Annotated in this window: 12 protein-coding genes; 1 reads left to right on the top strand and 11 read right to left on the bottom strand. The window is 61.1% G+C overall.

Going from position 1 to position 12,525, the window contains the following annotated elements:
• Positions 1-5: 5 nt before the first annotated feature.
• Together K7A42_RS13100 and ampC are read right to left on the bottom strand one after the other, a co-directional pair.
• Positions 6-1,328 carry a solute carrier family 23 protein gene (locus K7A42_RS13100; protein ID WP_072492933.1) on the bottom strand — a complete coding sequence of 441 codons (1,323 nt, stop codon included), beginning with the start codon at positions 1,326-1,328 and terminating at the stop codon, positions 6-8.
• A 244-nt stretch (positions 1,329-1,572) separates the two neighbouring features.
• Complete coding sequence (gene ampC / locus K7A42_RS13105; protein WP_282455369.1) at positions 1,573-2,730, bottom strand: class C beta-lactamase; 1,158 nt, start codon at positions 2,728-2,730, stop codon at positions 1,573-1,575.
• A 131-nt stretch (positions 2,731-2,861) separates the two neighbouring features.
• Here ampC and K7A42_RS13110 point away from each other — a divergent pair, with 131 nt between their 5' ends.
• Positions 2,862-3,740: a LysR substrate-binding domain-containing protein gene (locus K7A42_RS13110; protein ID WP_006700572.1), complete on the top strand. Its 879-nt coding sequence runs from the start codon at positions 2,862-2,864 to the stop codon at positions 3,738-3,740.
• A 5-nt stretch (positions 3,741-3,745) separates the two neighbouring features.
• Here the strand turns inward: K7A42_RS13110 and chrA are convergent, their stop codons facing one another.
• The 9 genes from chrA to K7A42_RS13155 all read right to left on the bottom strand — a co-directional run bounded on the left by chrA (position 3,746) and on the right by K7A42_RS13155 (position 12,508).
• Positions 3,746-4,975, bottom strand: a complete 1,230-nt coding sequence (gene chrA, locus K7A42_RS13115) for a chromate efflux transporter (RefSeq protein ID WP_162749728.1) — start codon at positions 4,973-4,975, stop codon at positions 3,746-3,748.
• Between the two features lie 136 nt (positions 4,976-5,111).
• A complete protein-coding gene (locus K7A42_RS13120) occupies positions 5,112-5,870 on the bottom strand; it encodes an aspartate/glutamate racemase family protein (protein WP_125271393.1) in 759 nt (252 codons plus the stop codon).
• 11 nt (positions 5,871-5,881) lie between these two features.
• Complete coding sequence (locus K7A42_RS13125; protein WP_022562606.1) at positions 5,882-6,700, bottom strand: ABC transporter permease; 819 nt, start codon at positions 6,698-6,700, stop codon at positions 5,882-5,884.
• Positions 6,701-6,702: 2 nt separating this feature from the next.
• Positions 6,703-7,614 carry an ABC transporter permease gene (locus K7A42_RS13130; RefSeq protein ID WP_282455370.1) on the bottom strand — a complete coding sequence of 304 codons (912 nt, stop codon included), beginning with the start codon at positions 7,612-7,614 and terminating at the stop codon, positions 6,703-6,705.
• Positions 7,615-7,787: 173 nt separating this feature from the next.
• Complete coding sequence (locus K7A42_RS13135) at positions 7,788-9,077, bottom strand: ABC transporter substrate-binding protein (protein ID WP_004444880.1); 1,290 nt, start codon at positions 9,075-9,077, stop codon at positions 7,788-7,790.
• 30 nt (positions 9,078-9,107) lie between these two features.
• On the bottom strand, positions 9,108-10,193 hold the full coding sequence (locus tag K7A42_RS13140; RefSeq protein WP_004444882.1) for an ABC transporter ATP-binding protein: 1,086 nt from the start codon (positions 10,191-10,193) through the stop codon (positions 9,108-9,110).
• A gap of 284 nt (positions 10,194-10,477) precedes the next feature.
• Positions 10,478-11,203, bottom strand: coding sequence for an amino acid ABC transporter ATP-binding protein (locus tag K7A42_RS13145; RefSeq protein WP_004444884.1), 726 nt, complete (start codon positions 11,201-11,203; stop codon positions 10,478-10,480).
• Positions 11,181-11,840, bottom strand: a complete 660-nt coding sequence (locus tag K7A42_RS13150; protein WP_022562609.1) for an amino acid ABC transporter permease — start codon at positions 11,838-11,840, stop codon at positions 11,181-11,183. Before K7A42_RS13150 ends, K7A42_RS13145 begins: the two co-directional genes overlap by 23 nt.
• Positions 11,837-12,508, bottom strand: coding sequence for an amino acid ABC transporter permease (locus K7A42_RS13155; protein ID WP_034496560.1), 672 nt, complete (start codon positions 12,506-12,508; stop codon positions 11,837-11,839). Before K7A42_RS13155 ends, K7A42_RS13150 begins: the two co-directional genes overlap by 4 nt.
• Positions 12,509-12,525 lie beyond the last annotated feature (17 nt).

Genomic DNA, 12,525 nt, shown 5'->3' on the forward strand with positions numbered 1-12,525 from the left:
CCGCCTTATCGTCCCTGCGCCGGCTTGCCGAGGCCGAGCAGATGATAAAAGGCGATGGCGCCAATTGTCGCCGTGCCGATGCCATCAAGCGTGAATCCGCCCACATTCAGCTTGAAATTTCCTGCCCCCAGAACAAGGGCGATACCCACCGTGATGAGGTTGCGTGGCTCGGAAAAGTCGACCTTGTTTTCCACCCAAATGCGCCCGGCGGTTGCCGCGATGAGGCCGAAGACGACGACGGACAGGCCGCCGATGACCGGCCCGGGTATCGTCTGTATCAGCGCGCCGAATTTCGGCGAAAAGCCGAGGAGGATGGCCACCAAAGCCGCGACAATGAAAACGAGCGTCGAGAAGATGCGGGTTATCGCCATGACGCCCATGTTCTCTGCATAGGTGGTCATGCCGGTTCCGCCAAAGGCGCCGGAGAAGATGGTCGCGATGCCGTCGCCGATAAAGGCCCGACCGAGGTAGGGATCGAGGTTCCTGCCGGTCATCGCGCCGATTGCCTTGATGTGCCCGAGATTTTCCGCCACGAGGATGACGACGACCGGAGCTATGAGTGCGATTGCCGATGCGGAAAAGACCGGCGTGGTGAAGGTTGGCAATCCGAACCAGGCTGCGGCGGCGACGCCTGAAAAATCAACCGGTTTGCCGAGGCCGAGACCGTTCGCCACCACGAGATAGGCGAGATAGGCGATCGCGCCGCCGATGAGGATCGGCAAGCGCCGCGCCATTCCGGGCGCATAGACGGCAATCGCACCGACCGAGGTGACCGTCAGAATGGCAATCCATCGCGACAGCTGGTCGCCATCGGGATTGCCGGGGCCGGAGCCGGAGGCGCTGGCTATCGCGATGGGCGCGAGCACGAGGCCGATGGCGGCGACGATGGCCCCCGTCAGGACCGGCGGCATCAGCCGCTCGATCCAGTTATGACCGGCAATCATGACGATCACGCCAATCAGTGCATAAAGCACGCCCGCGGCGATGATGCCGCCGAGCGCAAGCGCGATATTCGGGCTTGCCGCGCCCGCCGCCGCCCCGGTCGCCACCAGAACGGGGCCGATGAAGGCGAAGGATGAACCAAGATAGCTCGGCACGCGACCGCCAACGGCGATGAAGAAGATCAGCGTGGAAATACCGGAAAACAGGATCGATACATTCGGATCGAAGCCCATGATCAGCGGCGCGAGAACCGTAGAGCCGAACATGGCCACGACGTGCTGCAAACCGAGCACCGCGGTCTGCCCGGCGGGCAATCGCTCATCCGGCATGATGCGCCCTTCGGTTTTCAATCGCCAGCGAGGAAAATAACCACCCGTGTCGCTCATCGTCGTCCCCCACGAACCTCCCGGCGCGAGACTGACGGCTTTTCCGTCGCAGATCGCAGCCGCGCAAAAAGAGTTGCCTTTTGATGATAAGCGCGGTCGGCCGAGATCGAATCGGTGGCCGGCGTATCTTTTCTCCGGTAGCGCGATTGGTTCTCGCTGTCATCCGGGCGGCGGGATCGAAATGCGTTTGGCGCCGGCGGGAGTGCGCCCCGCGCCGGCACGGCAAGGAAGCATCGAGCGGATATCAGTCCGCCTTGTCGACAGCCGTCAAAATCTCAACGGCCGCCGTGACACGATCCTCATTGGGATAGTTTTTGTTGGCCAGTATGACGATGCCGAGTTTCCGTTGAGGGATGAAGGCGACATAGGCGCCAAAACCATTGGTGGAACCCGTCTTGTTGACGAAGACATCCTGTCCGGGCTTCAGGGGCGGCGCGATTTCCTGCACCGGAACGGTTTTGAGAAGAGCGCCGGAATTGGACTGTACAAGCGTCTTCAAGGCGACAGGCCGGGCATATTGCTCCCAGACGAGATCCTGCGTCATGGCGCCGACCGCGAAATAACCGGTATGGGTGCCTGCGATCGCCTGCCGGATCTTGCCGTCCAGCTTTTCAAGCCCCAGATTCGCGTTGACGAAGCGGATCATGTCTGTCGCCGTCGATCTGACGCCATAGGCTTCCGAAGAGAGAATGCCCGGCGTCAGGCGGGCCGGCTCGTCGTTTCGCGTGTAGCCCTGTGCATAATTGGCCAACTTCGCCTGGGGAACGACCGTGAACGTGTCCTTCAGGCCGAGCGCAGGAAAGAGCGTGTCCTGCATGGCGGCGTCGTAGCCCTGCCCCATCGTCTTTGCCGTGATGTAGCCGAGCATGCCGATGCTGGGATTGGCGTAGGTCCTGTGCGTTCCGGCGCCGTAAGAAGGCTTCCAGCTCTTGAGATAAGCCAGCAGCTGCGTTTCCGTTTTGACATTGTCAGGCACCTGTAGCGGAAAGCCGCCTGCGGTGTGGGTGCCGAGATGCGTCAATGTAACGTCACCGAAAGCGGTGCCCTTCATGCCCGGAAGATAATCCTTGACCCTGCCGGACAGCGACAAATGCCCGTTCGCCTCGGCGTAGGTCGCAAGGGTAGCCGTGAATGTCTTGCTGATGGAGCCGAGTTCGAACAGCGTTTCAGCCGTCACCGGCTGGCCGGTGCTTCTTGACATCGCGCCGTAAGTGAAGATGTAACTCTTTCCATCGACGCTGATGCCGACCGCAAGCCCGGGTATGCCGTTCTTTTCCATGATGGGCTTGATCGCCGCATCCGTTATCGCCTTCAGCCTCGCCTCGTCGGCGGCCAGAGCCGGCGTGAGGAGGATCGCCGAAAGCATGGCCGTCCATACGATATGTCTGCGGTGAAAATTCATCTGTCGCGTCTCCAAAACCTCAGGTGGATATCAGGCGTTTCCCCAGCCAGCGCGAAAGACGTTTAGCCGCCCTACATTGCACGAACAAATCATGATATCTCGGAGGAGACACAAGAAAATCTAGGTCTCGAATGGTCCGTCAATTTCTTCCCCTGAACGGTTTGCGCGCGTTCGAAGCTTCCGCGCGGCATCTGAGCTTTACCCGCGCGGCGATCGAACTATGCGTGACGCAGGCGGCTGTGAGCCAGCAGGTCAAGGGACTGGAAAAGCGGCTGGGCGTCGCGCTTTTTCAGCGTCTTCCGCGCGGCCTGAAGATAACTGCGGAAGGCGAAGCCCTGCTGCCGACGGTGACCAGTTCCTTCGACCAGATGGCAACGACGCTTGACCGCATCGAGGCCGGGCAGGTGCGCGAACTGCTGTTTCTCGGCGTTGTCGGCACCTTCGCGGTCGGCTGGCTGCTGCCGCGCCTGCAGGCGTTTCAGAAGCGCCACCCCTTTATTGACGTCAGGGTTTCCACCAACAACAACCGGGTGGATATGGCGGCAGAGGGGCTGGATTTCGCCATCCGTTTCGGTCAGGGCTCGTGGCACGGCACGGATGCGTTTCGTCTCTTCGACGCGCCGCTTTCGCCGCTGTGCACGCCGAAACTGGCGGAAACGCTGAAAGCGCCGGCCGACCTGATGGAAGCGACATTGCTGCGCAGTTACCGCGCCGATGAATGGAGCAGCTGGTTTGCGGCGGCGGGCGTCACGCCGGCCGCACAGGTCAATGCCGGCATTGTCTTCGACACGTCGCTCGGGATGATGGAGGCCGCCCTGCAAGGGCTCGGTGTCGCGCTGGCGCCGCCGTCGATGTTTTCACGGCATCTGGCTTCCGGAGCGGTCGTCCAACCTTTTCCCGTCACCATATCGCTCGGTAGCTATTGGTTGACCCGGCTGCAATCGAAACCGCCGACCCCAGCCATGCAGGTCTTTTCCGACTGGCTGTTCGACAGCATCGGCACTGCCTGAAGCCTTTACACGAGGGCGAGCGCCACGCCGCCGGCCGCGCAAAGAAGAACGACGACCCATGGCGGCGCTTTCCAGACCGTCAGCAGGATGAAACCCGCAAGCGCCAGTGCAAAATCCCTGGGGGTGAAGACGGCGCTGGTCCAGACGGGATCATAAAGCGCCGCGCCCAATATGCCGACCACCGCGGCATTGGCGCCGCGCATGGCCGCCTGCGCCAGAGGATGCCGGCGAAAGCCCTCCCAGAAAGGAAGTGCGCCGACGAGAAGCAACATGCCGGGCAGGAAGATGGCAACGAGAGCGATGGCTGCGCCCGCCACGCCGTTCGGCTGAGGGCCCGCCACCGCGCCGAGATAAGCAGCAAAAGTAAAGAGCGGACCGGGCACGGCCTGCGTTGCGCCATAGCCGGCAATGAAGGCATCCCTGGTGACCCAGCCCGAGGCGACGACTTCGGATTGCAGCAGAGGCAACACCACGTGGCCGCCGCCGAAGACCAGCGCGCCGGCCCGATAGAAGGCGTCAAACAAGGAGAGCCCCTGCCAGGCCGCGCCCGCCGCGAAAACCGGCAGCAGAACGAGAAGAAGGGCGAAAGCCGCAAGCGAAACATATCCCACGCGTTTCGACACGCGGAAGGCAAGATGGCTGGTCGACCCCGCCGAGGCGGCGCGGCAGAAGACCAGCCCGGCGAGCGCTCCGGCGCAAAGCGCCAGGATTTGCCCGAAAGCGCCGGCGATGAATACGACACAGACGATGGCGGCCATCGCGATGGTCGCGCGCTCACGATCCGGTGCGAGGCTTTTTGCCATTCCCCATACCGCCTGGGCGACCACGGCAACAGCGACGATCTTCAGTCCATGCAGCAGTCCGGTGCCGACGGGGCCTTCGATGGATGCGGCGACCATTGCGAAAGCGACGAGAAGAATGGCAGATGGCAGCGTAAACGCCGTCCAGGCGGCCAGCGCCCCGAGCGGCCCTGCCCTCAGCAGCCCGAGCGCAAAGCCCACCTGGCTGGAAGCGGGACCGGGCAGAAACTGGCAGAGCGCCACGAGGTCCGCATAACCGGCTTCATCGACCCATTTGCGCCGGACGACCAGCTCATCGCGGAAATAACCGAGATGAGCGATGGGGCCGCCAAAGGACGTGACCCCGAGCTTCAGAAAGGCCGCGAAAACTTCGCCGGGCGTTCCGATTTTGTGACGCGCGGTGTCGTTCGAAATCGTGGGTGTCGAGGAATTCAACGATAGCTCCCTAAGCGTATGACGGCTGCGCATACACATCGTCCGCACTGAAACGCCGAGGGTATCAGACACTATTACGACAGGGATATGAAGGGCCTTGCGAATCAGCACCGTGTGAACCGGGCCGGGAAACGTCTCAGCCGCCCTCCGGCATCCCGCCGCTCCTGCCCGGCTGAAACATGTCCAGCAATCCGCGATAGGGCTTGGCGACCGGCGTGGCATAAGCACCGCGCTTGGCGGTGGAGAGGCCCATGGATACCAGTGCTTCCGCCTGTTTGACGGCTGCTGCGACGCCGTCAATGACAGGGACGCCGAATTCGGCGCGGAGTTCCGCCGTCAGGTCGGCCATGCCGGCGCAGCCGAGCACGATCGCCTCGGCACGATCCTGCCTCAGCGCCAGCGAAATTTCCTCCCGCAGCCTTTCGCGTGCATTCGAACCCGCCTCTTCCAGCGACAGCACCGGAATATCGGCGGCGCGGACATTGCAGCGGGAAGACATGCCATAGCGATGGACGAGATGTTCCAGCGGCAGCCGTGAGCGTTCCATCGTCGTGACGATGGTGAATTTCTGCGCGATGAAGGCCGTGGCGGAAACCGCCGCCTCACAGATGCCGATGACGGGAATATCTGCAAGAGCCCGGGCCGCATCAAGCCCGGTATCATCGAAACAGGCGATGATTGCCGCGTCGACGCGCAGCACCGGAGCCTTGGCAAGCTCCAGCAGAAGGCCGGGCACCGCGAATACCTCGTCGTAATAACCTTCGATGGAGACAGGCCCCATGGAAGAGGTGACGGCGAGGATTTCCGTATCGCGGCCCGCCACCCGTGTCGCGGCGTCGGCGATGGTCGCGGTCATGGACTGCGTGGTATTGGGATTGATGACGAGAATGCGCATCTTGGGTTTCTTCATCCGCGCGAATGGCGTCGATTGAGAGTGACGATCAGGCCAAGCGTGGCCGCAATCACCAGGAAGGAAAACAGGGTGGTAACGGCGCCTAGCGCATAAAGCACAGGGGTCGTGACATTGGTGGTCATGCCGTAGATTTCCAGCGGCAACGTGTTGTAGGTGCCAGACGTCATCAGCGTGCGGGCGAACTCGTCGTAGGAAAGCGTGAACCCGAAGAGGCCGACACCGATGAGGCTCGGCGCGATCATCGGCAGCACCACATGGGCGAAGGTCTGCCATGAGGACGCACCGAGATCGCGCGCCGCCTCCTCATAGGACGGCGAAAACCGGTTGAAGACGGCGAGCATGATGAGAACGCCGAAGGGCAACGTCCAGGTCAGATGCGCGCCAAAAGCTGATGTATACCATGAAGGCTCAAGCCCAAGCTGCTGAAACAAAACGCCAATGCCAAGGGATATGATGATGGAAGGCACCACCAGGCTGGCGACCGACAGATAAAACAGCGGCGTCGCGCCGATGAATTTGCGACGGAAGGCAAGGCCTGCCAGCAGCGAGACGAGCACGGTTACGACCATGACCATCAGGCCGAGAGCGAAGGAACGGCGGAACGATCCGCCGAAATCGCCGACTGCCTGCTGTTCGAAGAGATTGCCGAACCAGTGCAGCGAGACGCCGTTCAGCGGGAACGTCAGGCCTCCGTTCGGCCCCTGGAAGGCGAGGATGAGGATGGCCGACAACGGGCCGTAAAGAAACAGCACGAAGAGGGCGAAAAAGAAAGCGAGGATATAGAATTCGCGGCCGCGTTTTTCCCGGTGCATAATCAAAGCTCCTTGCGGATATCGACGATGCGCAGGATGCCCGCGACCATCAGGAGAACGAGGACGAGCAGGATGACGGCATTGGCGGCAGCGGCCGGATATTGCAGCAGCGACATCTGGTTCTTCATCATCAGCGCCACCGAGGCGCTCTGGCCGCCGGACATGACCTGAACCGTGGAAAAATCGGCCATGACCAGCGTGACAACGAAGATGCTGCCGATCGCCATGCCGGGTTTTGCGAGCGGGATGATGACATTGGTGAGCGTCTGCCAGCCGGTCGCACCAGCGTCGCGCGCCGCCTCGATCAAGGATTTGTCGATGCGCATCAGCGTGTTGAAGATCGGCGTGACCATGAACAGCGTATAAAGATGCACCATGGCCAGCACCACGGCAAAATCGGAATAGAGCAGCCATTCGATCGGCTCGGGGATGATGCCGGTGCCGACCAGCGCGCTGTTGACGAGACCGTTTCGCCCCAGAACGGGTATCCACGAAATCATGCGGATGATGTTGGACGTCAGGAAGGGCACGGTGCAGACAAGGAACAGCACCATCTGCATGGTGGTGGTGCGGATGTGAAAGGCGAGGAAATAAGCCACCCAAAAACCGCAGAACAGCGTGATGGCCCAGACCATCGCTGCATATTTCAGCGTATTTAGATAGGTCTGCCAGGTGACCCACGATCCCAGTGTCTCGCTGTAATTGAAGGTCACGAAATCAGGATACATCTGGGCGAAATCGTAATCCCAGAAGCTGACGACGGCGATCATCAGGATCGGTAGAGCCAGGAAAAAGCCGAGGATCAGGAAAAGCGGGGCAGCCTGCACATGGGAGACGAGTTTTTGCGGCAGCGCGAAGCTGCGGGGCGGCCTGTCCTTCTTGTCGCTGACGCCGATGAGTCTGACCGTCACCATGGGGAGCCTTTCTGTGGATTTGCAGAAGTGCCGGCGGCATTGCCGCCAGCGGGCACGTTGGAAGGTCCGCCACACCCTCGACGTCATCCTCGGCTTGACCCGAGGATGACGTCGAGAGGTGGGTGCCTGTCGCAATTGACCGGCGGCACTTGCCGCCGGTCGTCCTGAAAGCATCACGCCGCGATGAATTCGTTCCAGCGGCGGACCATGTAGCGGTCTTCGTCCATGACAGAGTTCCAGCACGCCACCTTGCCCATGCGCTCCTCGAAGGAACCGCCATCGCGCACGGCACCGGCCTTTTCCATGACCTTGCCGTCTGGCGCGATGATATCGCCCTGAGCCGCCTTGCCCTCGACCCAGTAACCCCACTCGTCGGCGGTCATGTGCTCCTTCGCGGTTTCCATGGCGGCGGAGTAATAACCCTGACGGTTGAGGTAGGCGCCGACCCAGCCCGAGGTGTACCAGTTGATATATTCATAGGCTGCATCGAGCTTCGCACCGGACAGATGCTTGGCGAGACCGAGACCGCCGCCCCAGGAGCGATAGCCTTCCTTCAGCGGCTGGTATTTGCAGGCGATGCCCTTCGAGCGGACCGCGGCAACGGCCGGTGACCACATGGACTGGATGATGACTTCGCCCGAGGCCATAAGGTTGACGCTTTCGTCGAAGCTCTTCCAGAAGGCGCGGAACTGGCCGTCCTTCTTGGCCTTGATGAGGAAATCGATGGTCTTGTCGATTTCCGCCTTCGTCATGTTGCCCTTGTCGGCATATTTGATGTTGCCCATGGCTTCCATGATCATCGCCGCGTCCATGATGCCGATGGACGGGATGTTGAGGATGGAGGTCTTGCCCTTGAACTTGGGGTCCATGATATCGGCCCAGCTGGTGATATCGCGGCCGACGAGATCGGGGCGGATACCGAGCGTATCGGCATTGTAGATGGTCGGAACCATGGTAAAATAATCGGTCTCACCCTTGGCAAATGTCTTGTCGCCCGGCTTCTCGACGTAACCGACCGTGTGCGGCGCAGTGCCCTGCGCGACCACGCTGTCAGGCTTCAGCTTGCCGTTTTTGAACAGCGGCACGATCTTGTCGTAATATTTGAGCTTCTTGATTTCCATCGGCTGGATGACGCCGGCCGGATAGACCTTCTTCAGGATCCAGTATTCGATATCGGCGATATCGTAGGAGTTCGGCTGGGTGACGGCGCGCTGGGCAGCGGCGTCGGAATCCGTCGCCGTCATCTCAAGAGTGATCCCGAGGTCCGCCTTGCACTTTTCGGCAATGGCGTTGAGGTTGGAGACGCCGGTCCCGAACTGGCGGATGGTGATGGGGTTCTGCGCCCAGATGGTCGGGAAGCCGGTGATGAGGCCGGAGCCGATCGCCGCACCCGTGGCAGCCGCGCCCGCTTTCAGGAGGCCGCGGCGGGACAGGCCCTTCTTGCTGCTGGTGGTATCGGTCATTGCAAAGTTCTCCTCTGGTTATTTTTGGGGTCACTTCTCTACCCGGCCGAGCACGATGGCATCGGCCGCATTCCATGAAAGCGGTATGGCGTCGCCGGTCCTGACCGGGTTTTCGAAAAAGGCGGCGTCGCTGAGGATGACATTGAAATCCTCCATGCCGGCGCCGGTCACGGCGATCTTCACGGTGGCGCCGCGATACTCGACATTGGAGACGATACCCGTGAAACCGAGACCGGGTTGATCGGTCTCACCCACACGCACCCGATCGGTGCGAACGGCGATATCGACCGCCCCGTCATCCGGCGCCGCGCCTGTCGCGGTAAATGTGCCGCCGCCTGCGACTTCAAGCGTTACCAGCTCGCCGGACCTTTCCCTGAATCGTCCGGAAATGACATTGTGGTCGCCCATGAAACGGGCGACGAAAGCGGTCGCCGGTCGCTCGAAAACCTCACGCGGGGTCGCGGCCTGCTCGATGCGGCCGTCATTCATGACGACGATGATATCGGCCAGTGCCATCGCCTCTTCCTGACTGTGGGTGACGTGGACGAAGGTGATGCCGAGTGAAGTCTGCAGCTTCTTCAGCTCTGCGCGCATGCGGATCTTGAGGAAGGGATCGAGCGCCGAAAGCGGCTCGTCCAGCAACAGCGCCTCGGGATCGGTAATGAGCGCGCGCGCCAGCGCCACACGCTGCTGCTGTCCGCCGGAAAGCTGGGCCGGGCGGCGGCCGGCATAAGGCTCGAGCTGCATCAGGCGCAGCATGTCCAGCGCCTTTGTGCGCCGGGTCTCCCTGTCCACACCCTTCATCTTGAGGCTGAAGGCGACATTGTCGACGAGATCGAGATGCGGAAACAGCGCATAGGACTGGAACATCATCGCTGTGCCGCGCCGGGCGGGCGGCAGATCGGTGACGACGGTGTTGCCAAGCCTGACATCGCCGCTGGAAATGCTCTCGTGACCAGCGATCATCCGGAGCGTCGAGGTCTTGCCGCAGCCCGACGGGCCGAGCAGGCAGCAGTAGCTCCCCGCCGGTATCTTCAGGCTTATCGCATGGACGGCGGTGGTGTTGCCGTAAATCTTGGATACGGAAGCGATGTCAATTGCGGCGGCTTTGCTCATAAACACTCTCCTGCGACACTTCTATCCATGCAGGAGGCGTGCCAATCGGCTTTCTCATTGATGCAAAAGGATAATTTAAATGGGGAGAAACACCGGTTGGGAAGAGTGCCCAAATTTACAGCGATTGTTTTCGATGCGATGGAAAAATTGTATGCAATCTTGGCGACTAATTGATTACGCGCCGCTGGTTCACATGGCGCATGAACGCGCAAGTCGCAGCGCGAAGCCTGCGGCGCACGGGCCACTGCGCACGCCGTTCTGCAGGCGTGCGTAGCCATGGAATGTTAGAGCACACCGAGGAACTGCCTGAGTTCCGGTGTGCGGGGGTTAGCGAAAACTTCTTCCGGCGGGCCGATCTCGTGTACCCGTCCCTGATGCATGAAGACGACGCGCGAGCAGACGTCACGGGCGAACTTCATTTCATGCGTCACCATCAAAAGTGTCATGCCCTCTCTGGCAAGTTCACGCACGACAGCGAGCACCTCCGACACCAGTTCCGGGTCAAGCGCGGACGTGATTTCATCACACAGAAGCGCGATGGGCTGCATGGCAAGCGCGCGGGCGATGGCCACACGCTGCTGCTGACCGCCGGAGAGCTGGTCCGGATAGGAGTCGAACTTGTGCGCCAGACCGACACGCTCCAGCATCCTGCGCGCCATCGCCTCCGCCTCGGGCGCCGCCAGCTTCTTCACCACCATCTGCGACAGCATCACATTGCCGCCGGCAGTCAGATGCGGGAAGAGATTGAACTGCTGGAAAATCATGCCCACCTTTAATCTGAGGGCCTTCAGATGCAGCTCGTCATCAAGCAGCTGGGCGCCAGCCACCTGAATGGAGCCGTTGCTGATCGTCTCCAGACCGTTGATACAGCGTAGCAGCGTCGATTTTCCCGAACCGCTTTTCCCGATGATCGCGATCACCTCTCCGGGCTCGACATCCAGGTTGATGCCCTTCAGCACCTCGTTGTCGCCAAAGCTCTTGTGGACTTCAGTGATTTCGATGAGCGACATTGAGCTTCCTTTCGAGAAACTGGCTGGATTTCGACAGCGGCCAACAGAGGGCGAAATAGATGAGCGCCACCAGCCCGTATACCGTGAAAGGCTGGAAGGTCGCGTTGGTGACGATCGTGCCGGCCTTGGACAGTTCGACGAAACCGATAATGGAGGTGAGCGCGGTGCCTTTGATCACCTGGACGGAAAAACCGACTGTCGGTGGAATGGCGATCTTCATCGCCTGGGGCAGGATGACGTAACGCATCTGCTGCAGGCGGCCCATGGCAAGGCTTGCCGAGGCTTCCCATTGCCCCTTTGCGATCGACTCTACACAGCCGCGCCAGATTTCCGCCAGAAACGCAGCAGTCCACAGGATGAGCGCCACGCCTGCGGCAAGCCAGGCTGGAACATCGATTCCGAAGAGGCCGAGGCCGAAAAAGGCGATGAAAAGCTGCATCAGGAGCGGCGTGCCCTGAAAGACTTCGATATAGATGCGGGCAAGACGGCTCAAGGCCGGACGCGGACTGATGCGCAGCCACAGAAGCGCGAGGCCGACCAGGCCTCCGCCAGCGAAGGAAACCAGCGACAGCAGCAGCGTCCAGCGCGTGGCAAGCAACAGGTTGCGCAGAATATCCCAGAAGGTGAATTCCATCATCGCGCCAGCCTCCGCGGAAAAAGGAAGCCGCCCAGCGCCAGCATGCCCTGCCGCAGCAGGATCGCGAGCAGCAGGTAGATTACCGTCGAAACAATATAGGCCTCGAAGGCGCGGAAGGTGCGCGACTGAATGAAGTTGGCCGCAAACGTCAGGTCTTCCACCGCGATCTGCGAGACAACCGCCGACCCGAGCATGACGATGACAACCTGCGACGTGAGCGCTGGCCAGATGCGCTGCAGCGATGGCCGGAGCACCACGTGGCGGAAGGTTTCGAAGCGCGTCATCGCAAGGCTTGCCCCCGCCTCGAACTGGCCTTTCGGTGTTGCCTGGATGCCGGCGCGAATGATCTCGCAGCTATAGGCGCCGAGATTGACGATCATCGCCAGATTGGCGGCGGTCAGCTCCGAAAGCTTGAAACCAAGCGACGGCAGGCCGAAAAAGATAAAAAACAGCTGGATGAGGAAAGGCGTATTGCGGATGAGTTCGACGTAACCGCCGACGATGGGCCTTAGCCAGGAGGGGCCAAGCGCACGGGCCCAGGCGCAGGCGGTGCCGAGCGACACGCCGATAACGCCGCCCACCAGCGTCAGCTGGCTGGTGATGGCAATACCCTTGGCAATCTGCGGCCAATATTCGCCGAGCCACAGGAAATCAAATTGATAGCTCAAGAAAAGTCCCCTTGCGC

The organism is Agrobacterium sp. InxBP2 (assembly GCF_026191755.1).
Taxonomy (GTDB): Bacteria; Pseudomonadota; Alphaproteobacteria; order Rhizobiales; family Rhizobiaceae; genus Agrobacterium; species Agrobacterium pusense.

Excerpts from the sequence above, each read along its gene's own strand:
- K7A42_RS13125 (WP_022562606.1), bottom strand. The coding sequence starts at position 6,700 with ATGCACCGGGAAAAACGCGGCCGCGAATTCTATATCCTCGCTTTCTTT.
- K7A42_RS13135 (WP_004444880.1), bottom strand. The coding sequence starts at position 9,077 with ATGACCGATACCACCAGCAGCAAGAAGGGCCTGTCCCGCCGCGGCCTC.
- K7A42_RS13130 (WP_282455370.1), bottom strand. The coding sequence starts at position 7,614 with ATGGTGACGGTCAGACTCATCGGCGTCAGCGACAAGAAGGACAGGCCG.
- ampC (WP_282455369.1), bottom strand. The coding sequence starts at position 2,730 with ATGAATTTTCACCGCAGACATATCGTATGGACGGCCATGCTTTCGGCG.
- K7A42_RS13140 (WP_004444882.1), bottom strand. The coding sequence starts at position 10,193 with ATGAGCAAAGCCGCCGCAATTGACATCGCTTCCGTATCCAAGATTTAC.
- K7A42_RS13150 (WP_022562609.1), bottom strand. The coding sequence starts at position 11,840 with ATGATGGAATTCACCTTCTGGGATATTCTGCGCAACCTGTTGCTTGCC.
- K7A42_RS13145 (WP_004444884.1), bottom strand. The coding sequence starts at position 11,203 with ATGTCGCTCATCGAAATCACTGAAGTCCACAAGAGCTTTGGCGACAAC.
- K7A42_RS13120 (WP_125271393.1), bottom strand. The coding sequence starts at position 5,870 with ATGCGCATTCTCGTCATCAATCCCAATACCACGCAGTCCATGACCGCG.
- K7A42_RS13100 (WP_072492933.1), bottom strand. The coding sequence starts at position 1,328 with ATGAGCGACACGGGTGGTTATTTTCCTCGCTGGCGATTGAAAACCGAA.
- K7A42_RS13110 (WP_006700572.1), top strand. The coding sequence starts at position 2,862 with ATGGTCCGTCAATTTCTTCCCCTGAACGGTTTGCGCGCGTTCGAAGCT.